Consider the following 26307-nt stretch of genomic DNA (forward strand, 5'->3'; position numbering starts at 1 on the left):
CTTATCGCGCCAGTTCCGCGACTCGTTTGAGGGCCGCCTCTATGGCGAATTCGGGCTCACCGCCTTGGCCTTTGACGGCGGCATCGAGTTCCGAGACGAGGATGACGGCCTTGGTGACATTATCGGCGGACCAGCGGCGAGCCACCGGCTGGGTCATCTTGACCACGTAGGGCGCTAGGCCGGTTTGGCTAGCTAAAGAATACTGGTCCCCGCGGGCGGAATACAGGCGGGCTACGGCTCCGACCTTATTGGCTAGCGCTGCGGCAATCGCCACGGGGCTGGCGCCAAGCTGCAGGGCGCGGCGGCAGGTGGACACGGCGGCTTCGACGCGGCCGGCAACGGCGGCATCGGCAATATCCCAATTGGCAACCTCGGCCACGCCGACGTAGTAGTTCTGCACGGCCTCGCGGGTGACGTTGCCGCCGGTATCGGACACCAACTGGGAGATGGCAGAGGCCAGCTCGCGTAGGTCAGAGCCCACGCCTTCGAGCACGGCATGGATGACGTCCGGGGTCGGGCGCACACCGTGGGAGGAGAATTCGCGGGTGGCCCACTGCCCCAGCTCATTGGGATAGAGCGAGAAGACTTCGTGAACCTCGGCAATCTTGCGCAGCTTGGCCACCAGTTCAGGTTGCTTCTTCTTTTTCTTTAGGGTCTTGGCCGTCACGGAGTAGATGATGACCATGGTCATGCCCGGCGCGGGGTTCGCGCAGGCACGCAGGATGATATCGACTACTTCCTTGCCGGCTCGCTCGCAGTCACTGATGACGATGACGCGGCTATCTCCAAAAAGAGAGGGGCTAGTGGCCTCGAGGATTTCGCCCTCGGAGACTTCGGAAGCTTTAAGCTTGGTCAGCTCGGGGCGAGTACCGGTTGGGCCGCTCTCCTCGGCCGCGGCACGCTGAATCTGCAGGCGGGCGCGTTCGGTGAGGAATTCATCGTCGCCGAGGATGAGGTGTACTGGAGGCATGCTCGCCATTCTAACCTGCCGCCACACCGAGCCAGGCGATGCCCGCTAGCGTCAGCGCCAGAGTCAGCCAGGGGCGGTGATAGAGGAGGCCGGCAATGATCCAGGCGTAGGCCAGCAGCGTAAAAAGCGGGCTAGCGGGGATGGTGACCACCGGAAGGTGGGCCACGCCGTGGGCGATGGTATTAATCCACCACGAAAAGGGTTCTATAAGGCGCAGCAAGCCCGCACCTAGCACATCGAGTGGACCGAGCTGGGCTAAGACGGCGGCGATAAGCCCCACGATGGTAATCGGCACGGTGGCGGGCTCAACCAGGATATTGGCCAACACGGAGACCACGGAGACTTCGCCGGACATGAGTGCGACTAGCGGCAGGGTAACGATATCGGCGGCAATGGCCACAGCGACCGCGCGCAGAAAAATGGCGGGCCAGCCGGTTGTGGCCAAGTGTTTATAAATGAGCGGGCTAAGCGCCACGATGCCGAGCGTCGCCGCGCAGGAAAGGGCGAAGCCAAAGTGCACGGCGAGGTCGGAATCCACGAAGAGCAAGGCGATAATGCCGAGGCTTAAGGCATGAATCGGCTCCATGCGCGTGGAATTGAGCACGGCGAGCAGGCCCACTACCCCAGCGACGGCCGCGCGCTGGACGGAGGGTTCAAAGCCCACGAGCACAACATAGGTGGCCAGGGCGCACAGGGAGGCGGCCACGCGGGCGCGTGGCCCCAGCGCGAAGGCGGCGCAGACCATGGCTGCGGCGGAGCACACGATGGCGACATTTGCACCGGAAACTGCGCTTAAGTGCGAAAGGCCGGTGATGATATACAGGTCGCGCTCTGAAGAGCTTTGCAGGCTAGTATCGCCGAGCACCATGCCAGGAATCAGGCCCTGGCTGGAAGGACCGAGGGTATCTACAACCAGCGCGCGAAATGTGTCGGACACGTGGGCCGCCCAGCCGGCTAGGCCTTCGGGCTCACCGGTTACCTGCACGTCTGTGGCAGTGGCGCTGAGCTTTCCGACGCCCGCCCTATCCGACTCCCTCACCTCCACCCTGGCCGTGAGTTCGGCGCCCGCAGCGGCCGGGACCGGTTCCGAGCTAAAGACCGGCAGTTGAGTCGGATACCCTGGCACCTTGAGCTTGAGCAGCCAGCCGCCCGTGCTAGTCTGCGTCGGCGCGGTGGTCAGGCGGCCGGTAACCTCGGTGCCGAGGTCGAACGCAGCGGCACGGGCCTGGCGCACCGCGGCAACCAGCGCCGCGGCTGTCGCGACCATTCCGGAAAATAGCGCTTGGCCCCATTGGCGGGCGATCAGGCAGCACCCGACGACCGCCGCAATGATAAAGATTGCCCAGCCACGGCCGCCTAGCAGCACAGCAATGACAGCCAGCCAAGCGGTGGCCGCGCCGGGGACGAGCCGCAGTTCTCGCATCGCGTGCTCGTACTCAGCTTAGAGCTGGACCTGGTCTTTAAGCTGCGCTAGCTTCGCCGGTCCGATGCCGGTGACCTCGAGTAATTCCTCAATATCTTGGAAGCCGCCATGTTCCTCGCGGTACGCCACGATAGCTTGCGCGGTGACCTCACCAACGCCCTTGAGTTCTGTAAGTTCCTCCGCGGTGGCGTTATTCAGGCTCACGCCGCCGGTACTGATGCCGTTTCCGCCGGATGGGGCTGGTTCGCCGGGTGCGGGAGGTGGGGCGGCGCCGGAGGGAAGGATGTGGAGCTGCTGGCCGTCGGAAAGCCGCTGGGCATGGTTGAGCGCGATTGTGTCTGCACCGGGAAGGGGTTGAGCGGCGTCGAGGGCATCGGCGACGCGCGCGCCGGGCTCGAGGGTCTGCAAGCCGGGCTCGGCCACCTCGCCAATGACAGAGACGATGATTTCACTGGGCTCTGCACTGGGTGCAGTGCCAGAATCACCGCTTATTGCCGCAGGCTCGGGCATGCCCGAGGATTCATCGGAGCGGGCGTTGATGCCAAGCCACGCCACCACGCCGACGACGAGAATGACCGCCACGGCGCAGGCTTGCCACGGGCTAATGCGCAGACGCGGGCGAGGATAATCGACGGCGAGGAGCTCTTCCTCACCGGTGGGTTGGGTAAATTCGCGGAGTCGTTCGCTAATCTTGGGTGCCGCCATGGCGCTGAGAATAAAGGCGTGGGCGCTAAGGCAGTAGGTACAGCGAAGGCGGGCTGTGGATAACTCGTTGGGGACGTCAACGAACCCGGCGCACTGGGCCTAGTTATCCACAGAACGGCGCGGTGGGAAGGCGCGTGGTCGACCACGCGTGTGAGGATGCGCTGGATCGGCGGGGGGCTCCGAGCTAAACACCGCAGATACGCCGATGGCGGAGGGGCCGACGTGGACGGAGAGGACGTCGTTAAGCGGGGTGCAGATAAAGGACGAGCCCTGCGGCAGGGCCGCTTCAAGCAGCGCCTCCAGCTTGGCGGCCGCGCCTTCGGCGTGGTTGTGCTGGATGGCCACGAAGGCCGGCTCCCCGTTGGCGCGGGAGGCAATGAGGTCTACTAGCTTGGTAAAAGCCTTGGTCTGGGTGCGGGTTTTTCCCACCAGCTCCAGCTTGCCGCGGTTAATCGACATGATCGGCTTGGTGGCCAAAAGCGCCGTAGATAACACGGCTGTGGCCGGCGAAAGGCGGCCGGAGCGGCGCAGATCCTCCGTGGAATGCAAGTACACCCAGGTAGCCGCGCGCTTGAGGGTGTCCATGGCCGCAGCGTAGCACTCCTCCAAGCCGGCTCCGCGGGAGGCGAGCTTGGCTGCGGACATGGCGGCCGCACCCATCGCCATGCCGGCCGACCCGGAATCAATCACCCGCACCGTGTGCGGGAAAACGCCCGAAGCAGTAACTGCGGCGGAGTAGGTGGAAGAAAGCTCTTTGGATAGGTGTATGGCCACCACGCCATCATCCTGAGAGCGCTCCATTTCGCGGCCATAGGCGGCTGCCAGCTCCAGCGCGCTTAATCCCGAAGTAGATTGCTCCAAGCCATCCTTGCCGTGGCGTTCCATGAGGTGGAGGTCAATGACGGTGATGGATAGCTGCTCCGCCAGCTCCCGGGGCAGGCCCGCAGCGGAATCCGTAATGACGCGAACCGCCACTAGATATCCGCCCCGCCATCCCCGGTGACCTCGCCGCCCATATTCCAACCGTCGAAGTACCACTGGGCATTACCCACATTATCTGGGGTGAAGTCTAGCGAGGACAGCGGCGCTGCCGGGTTAAAGTCCGGGCGAGCAGTCAGCTGCGACCAGTGGGTATTCTTCAGCCCCGAAAGGATCCCGTACTGCGCGTGGTCAAGGCCAAGCAGGTGGCAGGTAAGCGCCGAGATGGCCCCGCCATGGGCCACGATGAGGACGGGGCCGGCGTCCCAGCCGGCAAAGTCTTCCATGAGCTCATCGATGACGGGGCGGGCACGCTCAGCCACGTCCACGCGAGACTCCCCCTCCGGCGGGGCCCAGGTGGGATCGTGGCGCCAAATGGCGCGCGCGCCTGGAAACTCCGCATCTACCTCAGCAGAGGTTCTGCCCTGCCACTGGCCCAAGTGAGTTTCGCGCAGGCGGGCATCCGTGCTGAAGTCCACGCCGAGGGCTTCGGCGACGACGCGGGCGGTTTCCTTCGCACGAATGAGATCGGAGGCAACGATTTTGGACACGCCCTGATCCTGGAGCAGGCGCGCGGCAGCGCGGGCCTGCTCATAGCCCAGCTCAGACAGCTCGGTATCCAAGTGGCCTTGCATGCGGCCGGTGGCGTTATAGGTAGTTTGTCCGTGGCGGATCAGGATCAGGCGGCGACTCATATGGGTTTAAAGCTCCTCGTCCTCACCTGGGACCTTATCGGCCAGTGGGAGCTCATCGATGGAATCAACCTCACGTGGGTTGACGCCATTGGTCCATTCACCCGGCCGCTCTGGGGCTTCGATGCCCTCGATCTCCAGTGCCGGGCAATCATGGTAAAGGCGGTCCAAGCCGTAGAACTCGCGCTGGTCATTGCGCTGGACGTGGACGACGATATTGCCATAATCCAGCAGCACCCAGCGATTTTCGCGGTTGCCTTCACGGCGCTGCGGTTCAAAACCCTGCTTGGTCATCTCATCTTCGACTTCATCCACAATGGAGCCCACCTGGCGCTCGTTATCTGCAGAAGCCAGCACGAAGACCTCAGTAATTGCGAGGACATCGGAGACATCAATAGCCGCGATATTGGTGGCTAACTTTTCTTGCGCCGCGTGTGCCGCGGTTTCTGCCATGCTGCGGGCGAGATCAGAAGTAGACAATGTGTATAAATTCCCTTTTCGCGTCTGAGTGCATTCGAAATGAACTATCTCTAGTGAGAATCTATTCTTGCACGTTTAGCAGGCCCGTGCCCAAAATCTGGGAAAGGCCGTGAAAGTTTCTACAGGGGCTTGTCCGGGTTGGGACCGTAGAGATTGTTTTTGGTGATGTACTGCACCACTCCATCCGGTACGAGGTACCACACGGGCTGGCCTTGGGCAGAGCGCTCGCGGCACGCGGTGGAGGAAATGGCCATGGCGGGGATATCGATGAGGTCAATATCCTCTTGCGCATCGGCAGGCAGCATATCAGCGCTTAATTCGTATCCGGGGCGGGTAACCCCCACGAAGTGCGCCATCTCCAGCATCTCTTCCCAGTTATGCCAGCTCATAATGGAGGCCAGAGAATCGGCGCCGGTAATGAAATAGAACTCCGCTTCTGGGAAAAGCTTACGCAGATCCCGCAGCGTATCGATGGTATAGGTAGGCCCCTCGCGGTCAATATCTACCCGCGAGACGGTAAAACGCGGATTGGATGCGGTTGCCACCATCGTCATCAAGTAGCGGTGCTCGGCCGCAGTGACCTCGCGGTGAGACTTCTGCCAAGGCTGACCTGTGGGCACAAAGATGACGCTATCGAGGGCAAAGCGATGCGCGGCCTCACTGGCGGCTACCAAGTGACCATTGTGGATGGGGTCAAAGGTGCCACCCATGATGCCAATGCGCTGTGGGCTAGTCATGGGTGGTGATTATAGTCCCCGGCCGAGGAGGGAGTAAGCAAGGTGGCGAGGGAGTCGGCAAAAGCGGCGTCGCCAAGCGAGGGCTCTACAAAATAAGAAGCATGGCGAGCCGCCTTGGTAGCCAACGCGTCGTGGGCGGAGGCGAGGTTCAGGTCGCAAACGAAGTCTCCGTCCAGGCAATAGTTAAGCCGGCGCGAGTCCGGCAATGCCGCAGGTTGTAAGAGCAAACGCTGCGGTAGCCAGCCCGCCATACCGTGGGGACGGCTGAGGGGATTGCCCAGGTAAACTGCCCCCGCGAGCTTGCCTCGTTGTGCAAGGTAGCGCTCCGCGCTGGTAGCGACAATGGCGCCTTGGGAGTAGCCAGCCGTAATATAGCGCGGCTGGCAGCCTGTTTCGCGCTCATACTTTTCCACCACGCGCGGAGCGTTGGCCATGCCGGTGCGCAAACTATGTACAAAACCAACGGTGACCGAATACGCCAGCTCGTGCAACGGATGCTCCATCACTACCCCACCGAGGCGGCGAATAAGCTGGAGCGGATTCAACTGCTCACCTTCCTGCGCCAGCGGCGGCAGGTTCATTGACGCCGGGTATGCCTGGGGGTCAAGGGCGAGGACATGGACTTTATCCATCGTGCCGGGATGGCGTTTTTCCACTAGATGAAAAAGCGCGGAGAGGTTTGCCCCTTCATAGCCATTCGACGGCGCGGCATGCGGCGAATACTGCTGCGGTCCGAAATACTCGCCGTATTCCTCATTCTGGTCGGAGCCACGAGCAGCCAAAACAACGAACTCGGGACACCCAGCAGGCTGCGGCGATGGGGCGGATTGTGCTGCTGCCTGGGGCACGACGGGGGCAGCATTCGCGGTGGCGGCGGCGGGGGCTATAGAAACGGCAAGCGCCGCCGAGGCGCTTAGGGCGACGGCGGCACGGAAGAAAGCAGATCGAATCATGGCGGGGAGAATTATGGACGGGTCTGACCTGTACCCTGCAGGATCCACTTAGAAGAGGTGAGCTCCGGCAGCGCCATTGGGCCACGGGCGTGCAGCTTCTGGGTGGAAATGCCGATTTCGGCGCCCATGCCGTAGACCTCGCCATCGGTGAAGGCGGTAGAGGCATTGAGCATCACCGCGGCGGCATCCACCTCGTTGCCGAACTTCACTAGGACATCGGCGTCTTGCGCGGCGATGGCCTCGGTGTGGCCAGTGGTGAACTCGGTGATGTGCGCGACAGCGCCATCTACGCCGTCGACCACCTTGGCGCAGATATCCATAGATAGTGACTCCTCGCGCCAGTCTTCATCGGTGGCCTGCACGGCGTCCTTGACGCCGAAGGCCTCGAGCTCGGCGACGTCGCCGTGGATGGTCACACCAGCATCCTGCAGCGCCGTAATGATGCGGAGCTTGACGGAGTCATCCAAAGCGGCGTCGATAAGCACGCACTCCGTGGAGTTGCACACGGAGGTGCGGCGGGTTTTGCCGTTGATGACCATGTCGATGGCCTTATCAATGTCTGCAGAGGCATCCACGTAGAAGTGGCAATTGCCGGTGCCGGTCTCAATGGCGGGGACGGTGGCGCCAGTAACGACGGCCTCAATAAGCTTTGCACCACCACGCGGAATAACCAGGTCCACCAGACCACGGGCGGTGATGAGGTCCTGGACGGAATCGTGCGTCTCGCACGGCAAAAGCTGCACGGCCTCGCGGGGTAGATCAAACTCGGCGAGGGTATCTTGCAAAATTTCTACCAGCTTGGCATTGGAGTTGCGGGCGGACTTGGAGCCACGCAATAGCGGCACATTGCCGGACTTGATGGCCAAACCGAAGGCGTCCACGGTGACGTTGGGGCGGGCCTCATAGACCATACCCATGACACCGAGCGGCACGCGCACCTGCTTCATCTGGATTCCGTTATCCATGGTGCGACCCTGCAGGATCTCCCCTACTGGGTCCTGCAGGCCGGCTACCTGGCGCAGGCCACCGGCAATGCCCTCCACGCGCGCGGCGTCGAGAGACAGGCGGTCAATAAGGGACTCGGACATGCCGCGCTCGCGGCCGGCGTCGATATCCTGCTTATTGGCGGCAAGAATATCTTCGGTGTGGGCAATAAGATTTTCGGCTGCGTGCTGCAAGATCTCATTCTTGCGCGGCGTGGACAGCTGCGCCACTGTAGGCGCGACATCCTTGGCAGCACGGGCTTTGGACAGAACTTCTTCACGTTCAGTGTTGCTCATGCCATACCAGCTTAACGAAAGGCCACGTTCATTTCAGCCAGTTGGGCGGCAAGCCCCCGCACGGTGGTCTGCTTATTGGCCGAGCTCGTGGCTCCGCTTGTCGGATGCCCGGCGGCGGCGCTTCTCGTCCTTCCGCTCGAACATGAGGTATTCCTCTTCGTAATAGCTCAAGTTATAAACGTGGCGGGCTCCAGCCGAGCATACAAAACAGATAATCGGGATAACCCAGAAATAGGACCAATGGAAGAAGAAATAGCCGAGCACAACGGAAAGAATGGTGGCCGCCCAGGCAGCATAATCGACCACCTGTACCTTCTTCCGGCGCTCCTTCATATCCGCGACCTCGGCTTCGGTGGGATTAAAAGAGCTCCCCTGATGCGTTTCGTCTTTTGAGGCGGCGTTGTCCATTAATAACCCGCCTGAATATCGACTTCCGTGGGGATTGCCTCACCTGCGGAGTAGCGCTCCATGACCTGTACTGTATGCGAGCCGATGCGCCGGCGCACCGAATAGGGAGGGTTGGCCAGGTGCGGGGTGATGACCACGTTAGGCATGTCCCACAGTGGGTGCCCATCGGGCAGCGGCTCGGGGTCGGTGACATCCAAGCCAGCGCCGGCGATGTGCCCTGCCCGCAAGGCTTCGACTAGAGCATCGGTGTCCACCAGTGGTCCGCGGCCGACGTTAATAATCACGGCGTGATCGGGCATGGCACGGAAGGCAGCGGCATTAAAAAGCCGGTGGGTCTCGTCCGTTAGCGGCGCAAGCGCCACGAAATAGTCGGCAGCTGGCCAGACGCGCTCGATATCGGCGGTGGCGAAGGTTTCATCGGCACCCGCCACTGGGTTGCCGGAGCGATTGATCGCGATAATGCGCGGTCCGAAGGCTTCCAGCATGCGAATCAGCCGCTTGCCGATGCCCCCGGCGCCCACCACCGCTACCGTCTTATCTTCAAATAGGAAGCTGGTGTGGTCCTCAACCTCATCGCGGTTATCCCAGCTGGTTCCCACGCGTTTATGCGCATGCAAATGGGCGAGCAGGAGCGCAATGGTGGATTCGGCCACGGTGGCGTCATACAAGCCGGCGGCATTAGACCAGCGGGCGGTGGTATCACGCATGACGTCGAGCAGGTGGTCCACCCCAGCGAAGGGGACCTGCACCAGGACCACGCTCGGTGGCAGGGGCTGTGGGAAGTCGTCCGGACCGCCGTTGAAGATGAGAACCTCGGCGTCATCCAGTGGGGCACGCTCGTGGCCGGCTGCATCGAGTGCCTGCAGGGTTTCTTCCCACGGGGTGGGTAACATCGCGTACTTCATTAGTAGCCGGCCTCCACATCGACGCGGGTGGGCATAGCCTCTCCCCTCTCCCACGCCGCGGCATTGGCGTTGAAGATAGCGCCCAGGTGGTACTGCGCCACGTGCGCGGAAGCAGCCATGTGCGGCGTCATGGTGCAATTGGGCAGTTCATAGAGCGGATGGCCATCAGGCAGTGGCTCGGGATCCATAACTTCCAGCCCGGCGCCGGCGATCTCACCATCGCGCAGGGCCGCCACTAGATCGTCGGTTACTACGGTGCTGCCACGGCCGACGTTGATAAAGATGGCGGAGGGTTTCATCGCGCGGAAGGCGGCGGCATCGATTAACCCCTCGGTGTCCTTGGTCGCAGGCAGGATACAGAAAATGAAATCGGCCGAGCCCCACACGTGGTCGGCCTTATCCATGGGCACGACCTCATCGGCGCCTTCCACCGAGCGGCCGGAGCGATTGACCGCGGTAATGTGCACTCCAAACGGTTTAAGAAGCATAATAAGCTGCTTGCCGATGCCCCCAGCGCCAAAGATCGCTACCTTCTTCGGTCCTTGCTGGTTATAAAGCCACGCCTGGGTTTTATCCAGCTCCTGCGCTACCGACCACGAAGCGGCCTGGGCGAAGGCTTTGTGGTGGTGCGCCTGTGAAAGTGCCAGGCCAAGTGCAGATTCGGCCACCGGCTGGGCAAAAGCGCCGGCGGAATTGCACCACGGTACGCCGTCTGGGGTGATGACGCCGGCATCAATGAGCTGGTTTACGCCGGTAAAACAATGCTGCACCCAACCGATGTTCTCCGGCATCTCGGGGATGCGGCGCGGGTTGGGCGCATTGTTGATGTAGACCTCGGCATCTTCGAGGCTATTTACGCGTTCGTGCCCGGCAGCCTCGATATCTTCTACCATCGGTTGCCAGGTGTCCGGACCCATGAAATATTTCATGCCCCAACCATACGGGGAATCAGGGACTTGGGTTTAAATACGGGAGGCGAAGTTGGAGAGGTAATCGGCGTGAACAACTGAGCGGCGCTGCTCCTCAGGAAGTTCTTCCATCTTCTTTCCCTTAATACCGTGCAGTTCCTCGGAGTCGAAACGGACTTCGCCACGTCCGATGACCTCGCCATTCGGACCGAGGATATCGATGATTTCGCCCTTGGTGAACTCGCCTTGCACATCGGTAATGCCCACGGCCAGCAGTGAATTACCGCCCTCGGTCACGGCTTGTTTAGCGCCTTCATCGAGGCGGACGGCTCCGCCGGTATCTGCGCAGTAAAGTGCCCAGAACTTCCAGGCGGAAAGCTGGCGTTCCTCGCGGGTGTGGAAGACGGTGCCCACAGAGGCGTCGGCAAGCGCGGGGCCAATATTATCCGTGGAGGTCAACAGCACCGGAATGCCGCCGCGGGTTGCCAGGCGGGCTGCAGAGACCTTGGTGGCCATACCACCGGTGCCCACCTTGCCGCCATCGCCAGCTACAACGCCCTTCAAGTCCTTGCCGGTGCGCACTTCATCGATGAACTTAGCGTCCGGCTCGGCCGGGTTCTTGTCATACAGGCCATCCACATCGGAGAAGAGGAAGAGCGCATCAGCACCCACCAGGTTGGCCACCAGCGCGGAGAGGCGATCGTTATCGCCAAAGTGCATCTCCGAGGTAGCCACGGCGTCGTTCTCGTTGACGATAGGAATGGTACGCAGCTGGCGCAGGCGATCAATGGTGCGCTGCGCGTTGCGGGCGCGATCGCGGTGACCAGTATCTGACGCAGTCAACAAAACCTGGCCGATGGTGCGCTGATAGCGAGCAAAGGACTGGCCCCACACATAGGCCAAGTGCACCTGGCCTACAGAAGCGGAGGCCTGCTTGGTAGCCAGATCGGTGGGACGCTGGTGCAGCCCGAGCGGCCCCATGCCGGCGGCGACCGCACCAGAAGAAACGATAATGACATCGGAGCGGCCCATGCGCGCATGAACGGCATCGACGATGTGATCAATCTTTTCCTGTGAAACACGGAAATTCTCATCCGTGAGAGAAGAGGAACCAATCTTGACCACGACGCGCTTGGCGTGCGCGATCTCGTGGCGAAGTTCAGATTCAAAACCGGACGCTACCGGGTTCTCATCGAGCGGTTCTGGAAAGGGAGTATCGGCGGTAGGCCCGTCAAAAGGCTCTACCGGAAGTGGAAGGATGGGCTCTTTCTGTTGATCAGAAGACATGCCAACCGAGTCTACAAAGCGCCCCCTCTTATACACCCCAAGAAGAGGGGGCCTACCGAGCTAGCCTTGCCACCTATCCCGATTAGCACCCTCGCGAGTGACCTCTTCGTCGGTGCCGTAATCGTATTCATCGATAAGACCACGGCGTGCCTGAGAGGCACGCTTGCGCTCGGCGGCGGAAACGCGGCTAGTGCCCTTCAAACGGGCGTCCTCGCCGCGGCTGGCCATCGTCGGATCACCGCCAGTCATCGGCTCCCACTCGAAGGTAATGCCGCCGATCGTCACCGGACAGCCTTCCACAGCGCCCTGCTCGCGCAGCTCTTCCTCCACGCCGGCCTTGGCCAAGCGGTCCGCCAAGAAGCCCACTGCCTCATCATTTTCAAAATCAGTTTGGGTAATCCAGCGATCAATCTTCTTGCCCTCAACAATGAAGCCACCCTCGACCTCAGGGTCGGCCTTCACGGTGAAATCAGCAAATACACCGGTATGCTTCTTATGGCCCTGGGCCTTGGGATGGATAACGGTGTGGTTCTTATCCTTCTTTGGCAATGGCTGGGCCTTGCGATGCTCGGTCACCATATCCATGAGCCGGAACTTCAGCGGATCCAGGCCCTTGCGAGCGACGGCCGAAATAATAAAGACAGGCCAGCCAAACTTCTCTTCCAGATCACCCTTGACAAATTCCGCCAGCTCTTCGGCCTCAGGCACATCTGCTTTATTCAAGATGATGACGCGGGGGCGCTCACGCAGATCCCCTAAACCAGTATCTTCCTGCAAAGCCCCTTGGTATTTTGCCAGCTCACTTTCCATCGCCTCAATATCGGAAACGGGATCACGGCCGGGCTCAATGGTGGCAGTATCGACCACATGGGCAAGCACCGCCGTGCGTTCAATGTGGCGCAAGAAATCCAGGCCTAGGCCTTTGCCATCGGCCGCGCCTGGGATAAGCCCCGGCACGTCCGCGATAGTAAAGGAGCTATCTCCCATATCCACCACGCCCAGGTTCGGCTGCAGCGTAGTAAAGGGGTAATCACCGATCTTGGGCTTCGCGGCCGACAAAACCGAGATAAGCGAGGACTTACCAGCCGATGGAAAGCCCACCAGCCCTACATCCGCCATGGACTTCAGCTCGAGGATAAGATCATGGGCCTGGCCCGGCTCACCCTGGAGAGCAAAACCCGGTGCCTTGCGGTTCTTTGAGGCCAATGCCGCATTGCCTAGTCCGCCGAAGCCGCCTTCTGCGGCCACAAACCGCGTTCCCGGAACGGTAAGGTCCGCCAAGGTTTCGCCCTTTTCAGTGCGGACCACCGTGCCCGCCGGGACCTCCAAAATCAGGTCCTCGCCGCGAGCACCATTACGCATATCGCCGGCTCCATTGCCGCCGCGTTGCGCCTTAATATGCGGGCGGTAATGGAAATCCATAAGCGTATGGATTTGTTCAGAGACCTCGAGGATGATGTCACCGCCGTGACCACCATTGCCACCATCCGGGCCACCCAATGGCTTAAACTTCTCGCGGTGGACAGACACACAGCCGTGTCCACCGTCACCTGCTTGCAGGTGCAGGACAACGCGGTCAATAAAACGTGCCATGGTCAAATCCTCCGTGCATTGAATAGTTGTCCTACTCAGTGTAATGCGTATCCTGGGCTGGACTCCAACCGTTTAACATAATGTGAATATTGAATATTCTTATTAGGAGGGCTTGGATTTTGCTAGGTAGACACCTAGTACCCCGCTTGGTGGAGAAGAAATGAACTGTACCACCATGCCTAAATACTCCGAACAACTCAAACGTGGTGCTATGGTCCGCTCAGAGTACATTGAAGTCGCCCGCTTCCTTCAGCTTCAGCGAGGTTTGTTGAAAACGTTCCCGCCTTTATTTTCAGGCCCACTAACACGGCACCAGCAAACGTTCCGGCACTAGAGCTTTGCGCGATATTGCCTATGGGTGAGGGCCAATTTCGAGCGAATCCGCCAGGTAGAAAATCATAGAGTTGCACGAACAACAAGATATTTTGCAAAAGGCTGCAAATTCTTTTGAGCAAAGAGACATGTGGACAATAGAGAGTGTCTGATGGTTTGTAGGCAGATTCCCAACCTGCATGAAGAGTTAGACCAGAATGACTACTGCGACACGACCAGATCTAAGCTTATAAGACCACGACTCATGCAATTGATAAGAAGCTTCTTGCCCACCCTAAAATTGCGAAACACATTGACAGCCTAGAAACGACCACCACGGCTGCCAATAACCTAGTTCGACGCACGTTACAAACCGCAATGACCAGAGACTAAAACTGCCGCCGAAACCGACAATTACCGCAACGAGCCGTACAAAGACAGCGGACAGTAACTACAGCCCAGCCACATTGATATCCCTATGAGATTACCACTCGTTTAGTGGACCCTATTCGTACGGATTTTGTGCCCGTAGGAGAAAATGATCATTGTGAGCTAACAGCGCAAGAAGTACACGCCGGAATATCGGCGCAAAGCCACGAACCTAGTATTCGAGTAAGAGCGCCCGGTATCTTATGTGGCTAAGGAAATCGGTGTTTCCGCCGAGCTTTAGACCAGCGGGGCATACTCGAGCGTGAACAAACCTCCCGGCTGATGCGCTTGGCCGACAATTCTGGCAAGGCAAAGGACGCTCACCTATAACAACGCGCAAGCCCAACGCGCCAAATTTGCGCCAAACCTAGCCAACCATGAGTTTAAACCCCAATGCCCCTACAAACTGTGGATGACCGACATAACAACCGCGCGCACAAAGAAAGGCTTTGTGTACACCGCGATTGTCACTTATACGTTTACTCAACACATTGCCGGATCGTCGTAATCAAAATCCATGCGCACCGAAGCATTGCCGCTGCATGCTTTCAACCCAGTGATCTTATCCGCCAAAGAAAAACAGGTTCGGTGCACCATTCCTACCCCGGCTTGCTGTAAGACTACGTTGTCTACAACAAACAGCTTCCCCGGCAAGGAATCACTCCTTCCACCGGAACTGTCGGGAACTCTTACGACAATGCTCTAGCCGAAAAATTTTAATGGTTCCTACAACCATGAACTCATCCATACTCACAGTATGTGATAATGCTGCCGATGCGGAACCTCCAAAACCCAAATGGTGTCGTGATGGAACAAAACCAAGCTCCACGAAAAATTTAAGACACCCAGACCCAGCCGAGACGGAAACCGAATTATCCAAACCAGAACCCACCACAGGAAATAATAAAACCCCAAGGCAAAAGCCAGGAACAAAACTCGGGCCACTTCAGTACCGAAAAATTTACCCCACTTGCCCTAAGCAACATTGCTAGTCAGGCAAATGGGGTAAATACGCAGTAGACCAAGTATCCTTTTGACACCTGCGGTCTACTTTGGCAGGTTCTTAAACGAACATACCAATGAGCTGGGAAGCGCCGTCAGCAATATTTACAAACGGCTCAACAATAGCCTTAACAACCTCTACGACTGTATTGGAAACGCTGGATAGCTCGGACACAACGCTGGATAGCTCGGACATTTTGACTCCTTCAGGAATTAGGATACTTGAATTATTTTATTCGGACTCGGACAGCGGGTTGATCACATCAACAGCATTTTCAAGATTCTTGCCAGAGAAGATCTCGGTCACGCCGGACAGAATCTTGTACCAACCTTCTTGGGTGTTGACGAAGTTGTCCAAGTGAAGCTGGATGGTGGATAGGTAATCCTGGATGGTCGACAGGTCAAAGTTCATACTCATACTCCTCGGTATCCTCTGGAGAACTTTCAGCCCAGATAGGGTTCGATTGCAGGACCGCTCTCACGTCCCACTAAAGGTATTCTGCCATAAGGTGACAATTCCGCAACAGAAATTCTGCTCCACAAACTAATTGCACCCCCTTTCAACTAGGAAATCATAATGCTAACCCAGCCTCAGTTAAGCCTATACTCATCTTTTGGGAATTCAACAGCGATTATGTAGCCCGCCTTTCAATTAAATTGAAGGATAGGTTAAAAGAGATAAACGCGTAGGTTAACTATCCGCGTTCTAATTTAAAAGTCTTTATTTTTACCTAGCGCCCAAGCACCCCCAATCCCCCCCTTATAGGGGGTTAATCTGTACGCTTTATTCCACTGAACAGTTGGCTCTTCTTAATAGCTTCTCTTCCGATTATGTTCCTGCGGGCCTTTTACACGTTGGCAAATCAGCTTTTTATCCTTTCTGACGTGCCGCAAATCCCCAACTGAGCGACCGCTCTCTACAGAAATCAGTGGAGATCCCTTAAGACAACAAGGGTTTCCCTTGCGACACACTATACGTAGGGATATTTTTATTTGATTCCATCTGCTGGCCTACAACCCGTCAGGTGTAGACCACATCCTTCACCAAGTCTGCATTGGCGCCACCTACACGGCAGCTGCTCCATACCTACCATGCACTGCACGTCATGAGCATCGCTCCCCGTTAAGATCCTACTTATATGCCAACAGCCTACACAGAAATATAAGAGTATGTTACGAGATCTAGCGGCCACATATACCGCAAGTCTCTCTTGCTAACCTCCTTCAGACCGCTACCATCTGACTCAGACGTCAAAGGGAACGAGCTACCCCAGCTACAACAACGCTGTCCTACAACAAGGTGGTGCAATAATCTTCTGAACTCAAGATAGCAATTGTTTTAGTAAACCCTTTGTTTACTTCGGAGGCACTACATAGCGTATGGTTCGCTCTACTTGAGCGCCCATTTGCAGACTGGTTATCAACACCTAGGATGAGATCAGCTACACAAAGACCTGGTACCGCCCAGTCGGAAATCATGACCGTAGGATCGACATACCGCTTGCGGGCGCGCTTCGCGTGCCACGAGGTCGACGTTGCGCGTGATCTCGACGTAGTGCAGCAGCGACTTCTTTTTCGACTCGTATTTAGCCTGGGAAAAACAAAGGTTGATAGCTCCTTTCAGGACACACGTACGTAGCCTCATCACCGGGATAGCAACTACGCAACCACCCGCACATCTGCTGCGGCGAGTACCTATCTTTCACCATCGCCCAGACCGTCTCACGCAAACGTGGATTGGCATCAATCCTGCGCTTCCGGCGTAAACGTACTCGACGCCGATTTACGGTGCGCATATGTGGGAAGATACACCCCAAACTCGTCCCGGTTACGCTAAAGCTTCTTGCTGATAGTGCTAGCAGAGTGCTGAAAACGCCGAGCTGTCTCACACACGCTTTTACCCTGCCGGTCAAGATCAAAGATGAGCTCACGCTTTCTACCGATAGATAACGCGAAGAAATATGCCTATCAATTCGCTCTTGTGGAATAGCCAGGCCTGGGGCTGCTTGGCGGCCAACGACATACGGGATTACCTACATAAGCTTGTTATACAGCGCCAAATCCGGGCCAGCCGGGACAAAAGCACATGCCCAGTGGAAATTTTAATAACGCCTGGTCCATATCAGCAACATCACGCGGATGAATTCCACAAGCTAAAGCTACATCTTTGAGACCTACACATTCACACAGTTGCATATAACCACACCGGCGCGTAGTTACACATCTTCGCGAGCATGCGCATTGCGCTTCCACAACCCAAGCTCATTACCAGTCCGATAAACCGGACTAGAGCTTATGGAAAGCGGGCGCACAAAATGCATCGGTTCCACACCTTCAAGCCGCAATCAGGCTATCGCCTGACTGTCACACAGCTAGTACGCCTGCGATGATTGCGCGGCAAGTCCAACTCACCAGCAGGCCGATAAGCAACAGACTTTGCTAAACCATCCACACCAGCAGCCACTCAGAATGAACCACCAACCTGATCAACGCTGCAAACGGCGACATAATAGGAGAAACTGGACCCAATTCGACTCCACACAATAACCCCACCGACAACAGGTGTTCCCCGAGAAGCAGAATCCGAGAGCCCTTTTACAACAGAAAATCCCCAAGCCCTTCACACTGCTGTGGGACGGACTCGAGGATTAGCCTAATCGGACTGAAGTTAAGCAGTCGCTTCTGCAGCAACCTCTTCAGCCGGGACGATGTTGACCATACGACGGCCACGCTTGATACCGAACTCAACGGAGCCAGCTGCAAGCGCGAACAGGGTATCGTCGCCGCCGCGGCCTACGTTCTCACCTGGGTGGAACTTGGTACCGCGCTGACGCACGATGATCTCGCCGGCATTAACCTGCTGACCACCGAAGCGCTTGACGCCGAGACGCTTAGACTCGGAATCGCGACCGTTGCTGGAGCTGGAAGCACCCTTCTTGTGTGCCATGTGGTTTTCCCTCCTTCAGGGATAATTACAGCCGGTTAAGGCTTACTTGATACCGGTGATCTTCAAGGTGGTCACAGGCTGACGGTGGCCCTGACGCTTCTTGTAACCAGTCTTGTTCTTGTACTTCAGGATATCGACCTTCGGGCCCTTACCCTGCTCAACGATTTCTGCGGAAACAGAAACCTTCTCCAAGTCGGAAGCCTTGGACTTAACATCGGCGCCATCGACGAGCAGAACCGGGGTGAGAGCTACGGCAGAGCCTGGCTCACCCTCGATCTTCTCGACCTTGACGAGGTCACCTTCAGCAACCTTGTACTGCTTGCCGCCGGTCTTGACGATCGCGTACATAGAGGGTTACCCCTTATCTAAACTCGCTCGGAAGCAACCGGGGAGGCCGCGTTCCGAATGGACACTTACATATTGCGTTTAGTTCTCGCGCGAACATGCCCGTACAACTCACTGAGTGAGTGTCGGACTGATCCAGCGCTGTGAGTACTAAACAGCGACTGTCAAAGACTACCCTGTAGCGGGCACAAAATACAAACCACGCTTTTCGTGCCCGCGTGGCGTAGCCCTAAGACTTGCTTCGCCGTGCTACGCGGCGCCGCCCGCGCCCAGATTTAGCTGAGGCTTTTTCTGGGTGGACTCCGCTCGCCGCAGACTGCTTCTGGGCACCGTTATCCTGTGCCTTTGGGGCCCTCGCTCTTGCCGACGTCCCCTTTTTGCGCACCGCCCTCTTCTTGCCACGGCGCAAGACCTTGGAATCGCTCGAGCCCGCCCGGTTCCCAGAACCGGTGCGCTCCGGCGAGCCTTCCTGTCGCGTCGAACGGCCCGACTCGGCCTTCGTTGCCTTCGGGTTCTCTGCTACGGCTTTCTTAGGGGCAGCCTGACGCACGGCACGGCGACGCCCCCGCCCCTTGCCGCCGGGGCGCCCAGCGCGCGTAGTGCCTACGGCCTTTTCATGTCGCTGCTCGGCCGAGCCGCCCGCCTGCTCGTGCTCCTGCGTCTTCTCCTTTACCTCGTGTGGCAGGCGCGAGGAAACACGGCTTTGGGCTTGTTGAGTGCGCACCGTGCGACGGCGACCACGCCGGCGGCCCTTTCGCTCCCCGCGCGAGTCCTTCTGCCCCTGTTGTGCTGCGGCCTCGCTTGCGTTACCGCCATCGGATGCGGGTACCGCGTGATCGGCCTTGGGTACGGCAGACTCCTGTTCACCGGCAACTGCGAATTCCTGCGGCTGTGGACGCCTATCAGAACGCGAATTGCCGCGTGTGCGGCGCTTGCGGCGCGGGGAAGCTTCAAACTCAGCTACGGCTTCCTCATAGGTCTTGCCTGCTGCAGACTCCGGGGCTTTCTGCTCGCTGCCTGCGCCAGCGCGTGTGGCCTTAGCGCGGCGCGTCGCCCGGCGCGGCTTCTTGCCACGTTTGGAGCCCGCCCCAGCATCTGGGTGGGCCTTAGCGATGGCACCCGAGTCCGCGTCCGTATCCGCATCGGGGACGTAGGAATTAAATTCCTGTACCTCGTCGCTTTCCGCAGCATTATCCGCCGCAGCGTATGCGATGGCCTCGATATCGGATACTTCAGTCTGGGTGTGCTTGCGAGCCCGACGGCGGCCACGGCCGCGTCCGCGCTCCTTAGCGCTGTCTCGGTCTCCGCTGTGCGTGTTCTGATCAGCGTGCGGCTCGTCCGCACCGCGCTCATCCACAACGACGTTAGCTACGAGATCCTCCAGCGACGTCTTTGCGGATTCCCGTGCGGCGTCTTCGCTCTCGGTGCCGTAGACCGGCGCCTGCGTTTTCTTAAAGCGCTTGGGCTTGGAATCGCTTTCAGGGGCGTCATCAAGCTCGTGCTTATGCATCGCCACCGCAGCCGGGTGCTGCTGCGGATCATGAGTCTGCTTTTTGTGCGACTTGGACTTGCGCCCAGAGTGCTTCGCGCGCGAATCGTCCTCAGCCTCGTCCACTGGGTACTGGTGAATGATGATCCCGCGGCCATGGCAGCACTCGCACTCGGTAGAGAAGGTCTCCACCAGCCCGGTGCCAAGGCGCTTACGGGTCATTTGCACCAAGCCCAGAGAGGTAACCTCAGAAACCTGGTGGCGGGTGCGGTCGCGGCCCAAGGCCTCCTTCAAGCGGCGCAGGACCAAGTCCTGGTTTTCTGGCAAGACCATATCAATAAAGTCCACCACAATCATGCCGCCCAAATCACGCAGGCGCATCTGGCGCACGATTTCTTCGGCCGCTTCGAGGTTATTGCGGGTTACCGTTTCTTCTAGGTTGCCGCCAGAACCGGTGAACTTGCCGGTATTTACGTCGATGACGGTCATGGCTTCGGTGCGGTCAATCACCAGCGTGCCGCCGGATGGCAGCCATACCTTGCGCGAGAGGGCCTTATGCAGCTGCTCGTCAATGCGGTGGACCTCAAAGGCATCCTGCCCGCCGTGGTCCTTAGCGCGGAAGCGCACCACGCGATCCGCAAGGTCAGGCGCCATGGAATCGACGTAGGCGCGGACGGTATTGAACGAACGCTTGCCATCGACGACGAGCTCGGTGAAGTCCTCGTTGAAGAGATCGCGCACCACTTTGATGAGCATGTTCGGCTCTTCGTACATGGTCACCGGCTTAGCGCCCTTGGAAGACTTTTCCTTCTTGGCGTGGGCGATGATGTCCTCCCACCGGCTGTGCAGGCGATTGACGTCGGTAGCGATCGCCTCTTCCGAGACATTTTCGGCAGCGGTGCGGATAATCGCTCCCCCATCGCCCGGCACCACGCGGCCCAGGATATCCTTCAAGCGCTTGCGCTCCGGGGCGGGCAACTTGCGGGAAATGCCCGCGCTGCGGCCGCCTGGCACATAGACCAGGTAGCGGCCGGCAAGGGAAATCTGGGTGGTCAGACGCGCGCCCTTATGACCAATTGGATCCTTGGCCACCTGAACCAATACCTGATCGCCGGACTTCAGGGCGTTTTCTACCTTGCGGGCGCGCCCATGCAGCTTGGTCTTGCGCCAATCGATTTCACCGGCGTAGAGCACGCCATTTCGGCCCTGTCCGATATCTACGAAGGCCGCCTCCATCGACGGCAGGACGTTTTGGACGCGTCCTAGGTAAATATTGCCAATCAGCGAAGCCTGGGACTCGGTGGTAACGAAGTGCTCGACCAGCAGGTCATCTTCTAGCACGCCCACCTGCGTGATGATTCCGGCACCATCCTCGCGCTCCTTATCGCGCACCACCATGGTGCGCTCCACGGCTTCGCGGCGGGCAAGAAACTCTGCCTGGGAAACAATGTGCTGGCGGGTGCGGCCCTTTGCGCGCAGTTCCGCGCGGCGGCGCTTTTGGGCCTCGATGCGCGTGGAGCCACGGATGGCCTTCGGCTCGTCAATGTATTCGGGCTCGGTAGCCTGATCCTCACGGTTCGAGCTAGCGCCGCGTCCGCGGGAGGCGCCGCGGCGACCTCGACGACGAGCCTCGGATTTACCAGAACCACGGCCGGAGCCCGGCTGCTCACTCACTTCCTCGGCAACATCGTCGCTTTCGGAGTCATCGCCGAAGAAATCTTCCTCCGCAGCGTCTGCAACTAGTGCGAAGGCCGCTGCATCATCTTGCTGTGGGGCCATAAAGATCGGCGCAAAGTCATAGTGCCCGGATTCTTCCTCAGATTCAGCGCGCGGGACAATGTGCGGGGCGTAGTAGTCATCCTCGAAATCCTCGCCGGCCTCCGCAAGCGCTTCGTGCAGCTTCGCCGCATCAACTGTGCCGTTATCGAGTGCACTCGCCGGCGCTTCTTCCACCTCATCCGCGGATTCCGCCGCTGCGGCGTCTTCGGCAGCTGAGTCGGTATCGGCTGCGGCCTTGGCGAGTGACTCTTCTACCTTGTCTTCGATTTGGGAGATCTCATTATCCACGTTCTTGCGCACGCGGTGGCGCAAGCGTTCTTCGTTTTCTGTGGGCTGCTCCCCCGCTGCGTCGGTCTCGGCCGACTCTTCGGACACTGGGGCTGCGGATTTGCGAGTGGCCTTGCGTGCGCGCTTAGCGCGCTTCTTCGTCGGCTTCTTCTCGGGCTCCTCGCCTGAATTATCTTCCGGCTGTACAGCAGCCTTGTCTTCGGACTCCGCGTCCGGTGCGGCGGTGGAGGCTTCGCTGGTATTGCCAGAGGGGGCATCGCCAAGCGCCGCGGCTTTAGCCACAGCATCGAGCACCTGGCCTGCTTCCTCACGGGTGAGGGAGCTTTGCGCGCTCTTTTTTAGCCCCATCTCTTTCAGCTGCGCCACCAGATCGCGCGAGGCAAGCCCCAGCTGTTTGGCAAGGGCATAAACGCGGACCTTGTCTTTTAACTGGCCGCGATCCAAGTTCTGGGCCAAAGACGCCGCCGCCTTGAGGTTTTCAGTTGTTTCTTGAGAGTTCTGTGCCACCATGTTCGGGCTTACTCCTGTACATCGTCTGTTTCAGGCGCTATCTCGGGCGCAGGCACAGCCATGGACTGTACCGCCGCCGCGCGAGGCATTTAGCGCGCTGTAAAAGTTTGTGGGTATTAAGTTATTACGCGTCTCGTACGCGCTCATTACCATTGTGTCACAGAAACGCAGCCAGGCTGGCAGGCGGTGTTATGTTGACAGGGTGGCAGAACTAGCACGAATCCCCGCCCGCGAGCTGGCGCAGTATCGGCAGCGCAATGAAATCCCTGTACGCTCGGCGCTTTACTTCGGCGTACCGGCCGGCTTTGCCATTGGATTCGCCAACACCGGTGTGGATTATATGCTGGTAGGAGCCGGTATTTTTGCCATCTTTGCGGTGCTGGGGTTAGTGCACCTCATCCGCAACTACCCACGCGGCATCAACGCCGCGCGGGAGGAGTATCGCGAGGGCGACTATCCCACCATTGCCTATATCGCCCCGCTTATCCCCATCGCCGCGCCGCTGGCCATGGCGCCACTGAGTGCAGCCGGGCTGGTGCCGGAGGTAGAACTTGCCCCGCCCATTGCCGGTGTCCTGTCAGGGGCGTGGTGGGCGTGCGGCTTGCCTTTGGGGCTGTGGGCAATGTTTTCTCAATCCTTTCGGATTGGCCGGCGGCGCATTAACAAGATCCTGGAAAAGGATCCGCTTGAAGGAGTAACCGAGGCTCGCCTAGAGCTTGCCGACGCCCACGTGGACACCCTCACCGCCCTCATAGCCGCCGGCGCGGTGCAAGGAAATACAGTCTCCGCTAGGGCTCTGTCCAAATTCATGCAGGTCGATCTCGACCTAGTGTGTGAGCATCTTGATGAATTGGCACAGGCGGGCCTAGTAAAACTTGACCGCATCGCCTTGCGCTCTGCACCAAGGGACTGGAAAAACACCGTCACGCCGACCGGGGTTCGTTGCCTCTACCAATTGGGCAAGCGTTAACGCGGCAAGCTTGTATCTCCTGGAAATAGCTTCGGCCCTATCCAGAGCATCACGTACACGAGCCCGACGAGCACCGGAATCTCAATGAGAGGTCCGATGGTGCCGGCTAGAGCCTGCGCGGAAGCAGCGCCAAAAGTGCCAATGGAAACCGCGATGGCTAATTCGAAATTATTGCCTGCTGCGGTAAACGCTACGGAAGCGGATTGCGCGTAGTTCATTCCCACGACCTTTGCCACACCCAAAGCTAGGAAAAACATTCCAACAAAGTAAATGACCAACGGAATCGCAACCTTGATCACCGCCGTGGGCTGCGCTACCAACTGTTCTCCTTGGAGGGAGAATAGCAACACAATGGTATATAGCAAGCCGATCATCGCCAAGGGAGATACTGCCGGAAGGAAGCGGTTTTCAAACCATTCGCGGCCTTTGGCTTTCTCACCCCAGACCCGTGAGAGGACACCAAGCAGCAGTGGCACTCCCAAAAATACGAGAACCGCCGTGACGATGGACCAGAAAGAAAAATCAGCAGAGGTGGTATCCAGGCCTAGCCAACCAGGAAGAACCTGCAGGTAAAACCAGCCCATAACGCCAAACATAGCTACTTGGAAAACGGAATTAATAGCCACGAGAACAGCGGTGGCCTCGCGGTCGGCGCAGGAGAGATCGGACCACACCAGGACCATTGCGATACAGCGGGCTAACCCAACGATAATCAGGCCGGTTCGCAGCTCGGGCTGGTCGGCAAGAAATATCCACGCCAGGGTGAACATCAATGCAGGTCCCACCAGCCAGTTCAACACAATCGATACCACCATCAATCGGCCGTCGGCAGCAATGTCTCGGGTCTTTTCGTAGCGGACCTTAGCCAGAGGCGGATACATCATGACTAGCAGACCCAGTGCAATCGGAAGAGAAATACCGCCTACCTCTAGGGCAGATAGTGCTTCTCCAATACCTGGCAGGAAGTGGCCGATCAATAGCCCCACAGCCATGGCCATGATGATCCAGACGGGCAGGAATCTATCGAGAAATGACAATTTTGGGCTTTGCGGAATGGCCATAGCTCTCCTTGCGCGACGAGGAATTCACATTTCAAGGCAGTACTTTAATCACCCATATTGATACTCGTCAATATAACGGAGTAGGAAGCAGCCTCCTTATACTGTGTGCATGGACTCCTCCCCTAGCAATGCTGATAACACCCCCGACGGGCAGTGCTGCTCCCTGAGCAGTGGCCCGCTCAGCCAGAGCGATTCCTTGCGCTTTTCCCAGCAATTTAAAGTACTTGCTGACCCAGCCCGGCTTCGCCTGCTGTCCATATTGTGTGATGAGGGCTGCGGCCCGATGAGTGTTACGCAGTTGACCGAGCTCTCCGGGCTTAGCCAACCGACGGTATCTCATCACCTCGGCAAGTTGAGGGAATCCGGCCTTTTAATCAAGCAGCAATCGGGCCGTACCGTTACCCATCGAGTGCAAAAGGAAGCCTTCAGCACGCTGCGCCAATTACTCTCCTTCGATTAGGAGAGCTCCAGTCCTAGTCTGCGAAGTGAATGACCTCACGGGCGACGTCTTCCGCAACGATGGGAATGCCATACTGCTTCGCTTTCTTGGCTTTGCCCGATTGCGAGTCCGGGTCACCGGCGATGAGCACCTTGGTCTTTTTGGCTAGGCCGCCAATCTCCACGCCGTGCGCGGCAAAATACTCTTCCCATTCCGCAGTCGAGTAGGCCTTAGCTCCGGTAATGGTTACTCGCTCGCCAGCGCTCACCACAATGCCGCCCATGCTGGCGAGTCCGCCAATACTGCCGGCCTTTTCAGAACCTTGCGGCGCCTCTTCACTAGGGGCACCATGCCGACCTTCTGCCTGTGGAGCGGTGTCGGGGTCTACGGCAGCCTCGATATCAGAAGCCGGGATCCCCAAGGCGCGGCCGACAGAAGCCAGGATGTCGCGTTCCTCAGCCGTGACAACACCATCAGCCCAGGCTTCTTCAATCAGCAGCGTGATATAGGCTTCATGCAGCTCGCGCAGACCATCTTCATCGAGCCCATGTGCTTGAGCAAAGGCCAGCAATTGGGTTTGCTCGGTGGCGGAGAGGCGGCGGTCGAGCAAGGCGGCATCGAGAAGCTTGAAATAGTCTTCCGCAGCCGTATTCGATGGCGTCTCACGTTGTGCGACGAGCCCGGCGAACCAGCCGCCGTACTGTGCCGCTTGCTTGGCGGATTCCGCAGCTGCGCGGCTGAGAAGTGCCGGCTCCACCCAACCCGGGTGGGGTGCCAGGCTGCGATACAGCTGTTGCTCAGCCAATCGCTCACTCATATAGTTCTCTTGGGCTGCCGGGGTATTGGCCAGGAAATGCTGGAATAGTTGCGCCGTGGCCATCGCATCCGCCAATGCGGAGTGTGCCAACTCATTATGAATTCCCAGATGGGCGCAGCAATCCCCCAGCTTCACCTTGGGAAGACCAAGATACCTGCGTGCCAATACGGCCGTATCGATCGCCGGCAACGCCTCTTCAGAACAGGCGCGACAAGCCAGCAGCTCGGACTGAATAAAGGTCCGATCGAATCCCGCATTGTGAGCAACGAATATGCGGTCTTCGAGAGAATTAGCCAGCTTGTCCGCTACTTGCGCAAAGGTGGGCGCGCCTAGAACATCAGAGGCGGAAATGCCATGAATTTCCGTGGCCGCGATATGGCGTTGCGGGTTAATGAGCGTTTCCCAGGAATCCTGCACTGCTCCTTCCGGCGATAGCTCCACGACGCCAATTTCAACGATGCGGTGCCCGTGCTTATAGGAAAATCCGGTGGTCTCAATGTCTACGACCGCGTAGCCGCGCATATGCGCCTCCCTACGTCTTGTTGAAAATAGTTCTTAGCCGCACCAGTGTAGGCGTGTTGTGCTCCTGCTCGCTGCCCA

The 26307-nt window shown here is 58.6% G+C and carries 24 protein-coding genes; 2 read left to right on the forward strand and 22 right to left on the reverse strand.

The window, feature by feature from the left end:
* Position 1: 1 nt before the first annotated feature.
* The 20 genes from holA to ACLI1M_RS09210 all read right to left on the reverse strand — a co-directional run bounded on the left by holA (position 2) and on the right by ACLI1M_RS09210 (position 22420).
* The gene (gene holA / locus ACLI1M_RS09115; RefSeq protein WP_411706530.1) at positions 2-979 is read right to left on the reverse strand and encodes a DNA polymerase III subunit delta; all 978 of its coding nucleotides are present in this window, start codon (positions 977-979) and stop codon (positions 2-4) included.
* 1 nt (position 980) lies between these two features.
* Entirely contained in the window at positions 981-2393 is a 1413-nt protein-coding gene (locus ACLI1M_RS09120) for a ComEC/Rec2 family competence protein (RefSeq protein ID WP_248099576.1), read from the reverse strand.
* A gap of 18 nt (positions 2394-2411) precedes the next feature.
* On the reverse strand, positions 2412-3098 hold the full coding sequence (locus ACLI1M_RS09125; RefSeq protein ID WP_200288744.1) for a ComEA family DNA-binding protein: 687 nt from the start codon (positions 3096-3098) through the stop codon (positions 2412-2414).
* 99 nt (positions 3099-3197) lie between these two features.
* Positions 3198-4073, reverse strand: a complete 876-nt coding sequence (locus ACLI1M_RS09130) for a DegV family protein (protein ID WP_248099575.1) — start codon at positions 4071-4073, stop codon at positions 3198-3200.
* Complete coding sequence (locus ACLI1M_RS09135) at positions 4073-4771, reverse strand: histidine phosphatase family protein (RefSeq protein ID WP_200288743.1); 699 nt, start codon at positions 4769-4771, stop codon at positions 4073-4075. The genes ACLI1M_RS09130 and ACLI1M_RS09135 overlap by 1 nt, the downstream gene beginning before the upstream one ends.
* Before the next feature lie 6 nt (positions 4772-4777).
* Complete coding sequence (rsfS, locus tag ACLI1M_RS09140; RefSeq protein WP_179387589.1) at positions 4778-5221, reverse strand: ribosome silencing factor; 444 nt, start codon at positions 5219-5221, stop codon at positions 4778-4780.
* Positions 5222-5367: 146 nt separating this feature from the next.
* Positions 5368-5985 carry a nicotinate-nucleotide adenylyltransferase gene (gene nadD / locus ACLI1M_RS09145; protein WP_023020946.1) on the reverse strand — a complete coding sequence of 206 codons (618 nt, stop codon included), beginning with the start codon at positions 5983-5985 and terminating at the stop codon, positions 5368-5370.
* Positions 5982-6938 (reverse strand): cutinase family protein, encoded by a 957-nt coding sequence (locus tag ACLI1M_RS09150; protein ID WP_200288742.1) that lies wholly within the window; start codon positions 6936-6938, stop codon positions 5982-5984. Before ACLI1M_RS09150 ends, nadD begins: the two co-directional genes overlap by 4 nt.
* A gap of 11 nt (positions 6939-6949) precedes the next feature.
* Positions 6950-8218: a glutamate-5-semialdehyde dehydrogenase gene (locus ACLI1M_RS09155; RefSeq protein ID WP_411706531.1), complete on the reverse strand. Its 1269-nt coding sequence runs from the start codon at positions 8216-8218 to the stop codon at positions 6950-6952.
* Between the two features lie 72 nt (positions 8219-8290).
* Positions 8291-8626: a hypothetical protein gene (locus ACLI1M_RS09160; protein WP_411706532.1), complete on the reverse strand. Its 336-nt coding sequence runs from the start codon at positions 8624-8626 to the stop codon at positions 8291-8293.
* Positions 8626-9531, reverse strand: a complete 906-nt coding sequence (locus tag ACLI1M_RS09165) for a D-isomer specific 2-hydroxyacid dehydrogenase family protein (RefSeq protein WP_411706533.1) — start codon at positions 9529-9531, stop codon at positions 8626-8628. Before ACLI1M_RS09165 ends, ACLI1M_RS09160 begins: the two co-directional genes overlap by 1 nt.
* Positions 9531-10460 carry a D-isomer specific 2-hydroxyacid dehydrogenase family protein gene (locus ACLI1M_RS09170; protein WP_200288739.1) on the reverse strand — a complete coding sequence of 310 codons (930 nt, stop codon included), beginning with the start codon at positions 10458-10460 and terminating at the stop codon, positions 9531-9533. Before ACLI1M_RS09170 ends, ACLI1M_RS09165 begins: the two co-directional genes overlap by 1 nt.
* 33 nt (positions 10461-10493) lie before the next feature.
* Positions 10494-11726 (reverse strand): glutamate 5-kinase, encoded by a 1233-nt coding sequence (proB, locus tag ACLI1M_RS09175; protein ID WP_034660157.1) that lies wholly within the window; start codon positions 11724-11726, stop codon positions 10494-10496.
* 60 nt (positions 11727-11786) lie between these two features.
* Positions 11787-13319 carry a GTPase ObgE gene (obgE, locus tag ACLI1M_RS09180; protein WP_200288738.1) on the reverse strand — a complete coding sequence of 511 codons (1533 nt, stop codon included), beginning with the start codon at positions 13317-13319 and terminating at the stop codon, positions 11787-11789.
* Between the two features lie 1804 nt (positions 13320-15123).
* Complete coding sequence (locus tag ACLI1M_RS09185; RefSeq protein WP_023020938.1) at positions 15124-15258, reverse strand: hypothetical protein; 135 nt, start codon at positions 15256-15258, stop codon at positions 15124-15126.
* A gap of 36 nt (positions 15259-15294) precedes the next feature.
* Positions 15295-15474: a hypothetical protein gene (locus ACLI1M_RS09190; RefSeq protein WP_023020937.1), complete on the reverse strand. Its 180-nt coding sequence runs from the start codon at positions 15472-15474 to the stop codon at positions 15295-15297.
* A gap of 1421 nt (positions 15475-16895) precedes the next feature.
* The gene (locus ACLI1M_RS09195; RefSeq protein WP_234288187.1) at positions 16896-16955 is read right to left on the reverse strand and encodes a hypothetical protein; all 60 of its coding nucleotides are present in this window, start codon (positions 16953-16955) and stop codon (positions 16896-16898) included.
* Positions 16956-17730: 775 nt separating this feature from the next.
* Positions 17731-18009 carry a 50S ribosomal protein L27 gene (gene rpmA, locus ACLI1M_RS09200; RefSeq protein WP_005324079.1) on the reverse strand — a complete coding sequence of 93 codons (279 nt, stop codon included), beginning with the start codon at positions 18007-18009 and terminating at the stop codon, positions 17731-17733.
* Positions 18010-18051: 42 nt separating this feature from the next.
* Positions 18052-18357: a 50S ribosomal protein L21 gene (gene rplU / locus ACLI1M_RS09205; RefSeq protein WP_005324077.1), complete on the reverse strand. Its 306-nt coding sequence runs from the start codon at positions 18355-18357 to the stop codon at positions 18052-18054.
* 226 nt (positions 18358-18583) lie between these two features.
* Positions 18584-22420 (reverse strand): translation initiation factor IF-2 N-terminal domain-containing protein, encoded by a 3837-nt coding sequence (locus ACLI1M_RS09210; protein WP_411706534.1) that lies wholly within the window; start codon positions 22418-22420, stop codon positions 18584-18586.
* Between the two features lie 202 nt (positions 22421-22622).
* On the opposite strand from ACLI1M_RS09210, the gene ACLI1M_RS09215 reads away from it, so the two are divergent.
* Positions 22623-23390, forward strand: coding sequence for a hypothetical protein (locus ACLI1M_RS09215; RefSeq protein ID WP_408918521.1), 768 nt, complete (start codon positions 22623-22625; stop codon positions 23388-23390).
* Here ACLI1M_RS09215 and arsB read toward each other — a convergent pair.
* Entirely contained in the window at positions 23387-24451 is a 1065-nt protein-coding gene (gene arsB / locus ACLI1M_RS09220) for an ACR3 family arsenite efflux transporter (protein WP_408918522.1), read from the reverse strand. The two genes, ACLI1M_RS09215 and arsB, sit on opposite strands and share 4 nt — an antisense overlap.
* 109 nt (positions 24452-24560) lie before the next feature.
* Here arsB and ACLI1M_RS09225 point away from each other — a divergent pair, with 109 nt between their 5' ends.
* Positions 24561-24911, forward strand: a complete 351-nt coding sequence (locus ACLI1M_RS09225; RefSeq protein WP_023020933.1) for an ArsR/SmtB family transcription factor — start codon at positions 24561-24563, stop codon at positions 24909-24911.
* A 13-nt stretch (positions 24912-24924) separates the two neighbouring features.
* On the opposite strand, the gene ACLI1M_RS09230 is transcribed toward ACLI1M_RS09225, so the two are convergent.
* Positions 24925-26229, reverse strand: a complete 1305-nt coding sequence (locus ACLI1M_RS09230) for an exonuclease domain-containing protein (protein WP_200288734.1) — start codon at positions 26227-26229, stop codon at positions 24925-24927.
* Between the last annotated feature and the right edge of the window lie 78 nt (positions 26230-26307).

Origin of the sequence: Corynebacterium sp. LaCa54, from assembly GCF_046717495.1 — a bacterium.
In the GTDB taxonomy this organism is placed as follows: Bacteria; Actinomycetota; Actinomycetes; order Mycobacteriales; family Mycobacteriaceae; genus Corynebacterium; species Corynebacterium kefirresidentii.